General features: G+C 53.8%; 1 protein-coding gene and 1 rRNA gene (1 of these 2 cut by a window edge). One reads left to right on the top strand and one right to left on the bottom strand.

All coding sequences use genetic code 11. From position 1 onward, the window contains the following. Positions 1–183, bottom strand: a 183-nt coding sequence (locus ACZ6ZO_RS12750) for a hypothetical protein (protein ID WP_465293068.1), incomplete at its 3' end; no start/stop codon positions are given. 63 nt (positions 184–246) lie between these two features. On the opposite strand from ACZ6ZO_RS12750, the gene ACZ6ZO_RS12745 reads away from it, so the two are divergent. Further along, positions 247–1,675 (top strand): 16S ribosomal RNA (locus ACZ6ZO_RS12745) (it continues 192 nt past the right edge of the window).

Below are 1,675 nucleotides of genomic sequence, written 5' to 3'. Positions count from 1 at the left end.
TGTGCGTGTGTTGTTTGAGAACTCAATAGTGTGCCAAGTACTTTTATTTTTTGTTTTTTGGTTGTGTGTTGGTGCCGGCAGGCCAGGAGTGGTCTGTGTAAGCGCTTTAATACTCAATTTTTTGTGGTTTTTGGTGTCTTCCTCGTCGGATGTACCAGGAACTGTTTTTTGGACAATCATCATTATTTTTGTGCTGGTTGTTTGTTTTGCTAGGTTTTTGGCTTTTCATATGGCTGATTATCATCTTTTATGGAGAGTTTGATCCTGGCTCAGGACGAACGCTGGCGGCGTGCTTAACACATGCAAGTCGAACGGAAAGGCCCTGCTTGCAGGGTACTCGAGTGGCGAACGGGTGAGTAACACGTGGGTGATCTGCCCTGCACTTTGGGATAAGCCTGGGAAACTGGGTCTAATACCGAATATGACCGGTCTTTAGTGTGACTGGTGGAAAGCTTTTGCGGTGTGGGATGAGCCCGCGGCCTATCAGCTTGTTGGTGGGGTAATGGCCTACCAAGGCGTCGACGGGTAGCCGGACTGAGAGGTCGATCGGCCACATTGGGACTGAGACACGGCCCAGACTCCTACGGGAGGCAGCAGTGGGGAATATTGCACAATGGGCGCAAGCCTGATGCAGCGACGCCGCGTGGGGGATGACGGCCTTCGGGTTGTAAACCTCTTTCGCTCACGACGAAGGGTAACTGACGGTAGTGAGATAAGAAGCACCGGCTAACTACGTGCCAGCAGCCGCGGTAATACGTAGGGTGCGAGCGTTGTCCGGAATTACTGGGCGTAAAGAGCTCGTAGGTGGTTTGTCGCGTCGTCTGTGAAATACCGGGGCTTAACTTCGGAGCTGCAGGCGATACGGGCATAACTTGAGTGCTGTAGGGGAGACTGGAATTCCTGGTGTAGCGGTGAAATGCGCAGATATCAGGAGGAACACCGATGGCGAAGGCAGGTCTCTGGGCAGTAACTGACGCTGAGGAGCGAAAGCATGGGTAGCGAACAGGATTAGATACCCTGGTAGTCCATGCTGTAAACGGTGGGCGCTAGGTGTAGGGGTCTTCCACGACTTCTGTGCCGTAGCTAACGCATTAAGCGCCCCGCCTGGGGAGTACGGCCGCAAGGCTAAAACTCAAAGGAATTGACGGGGGCCCGCACAAGCGGCGGAGCATGTGGATTAATTCGATGCAACGCGAAGAACCTTACCTGGGCTTGACATATACAGGACCGGGCCAGAGATGGTCTTTCCCTTGTGGCTTGTATACAGGTGGTGCATGGTTGTCGTCAGCTCGTGTCGTGAGATGTTGGGTTAAGTCCCGCAACGAGCGCAACCCTTGTCTTATGTTGCCAGCAATTCGGTTGGGGACTCATGAGAGACTGCCGGGGTTAACTCGGAGGAAGGTGGGGATGACGTCAAATCATCATGCCCCTTATGTCCAGGGCTTCACACATGCTACAATGGTCGGTACAACGCGTCGCGAGCCTGTGAGGGTGAGCTAATCGCTGAAAGCCGGCCTCAGTTCGGATTGGGGTCTGCAACTCGACCCCATGAAGTCGGAGTCGCTAGTAATCGCAGATCAGCAACGCTGCGGTGAATACGTTCCCGGGCCTTGTACACACCGCCCGTCACGTCATGAAAGTCGGTAACACCCGAAGCCAGTGGCCCAACCTTTTG

This window comes from Corynebacterium sp. NPDC104732, assembly GCF_055583565.1.
The sequence above is the reverse complement of the archived record's forward strand: the minus strand, read 5'-3'. Positions and strand labels throughout refer to the sequence as shown.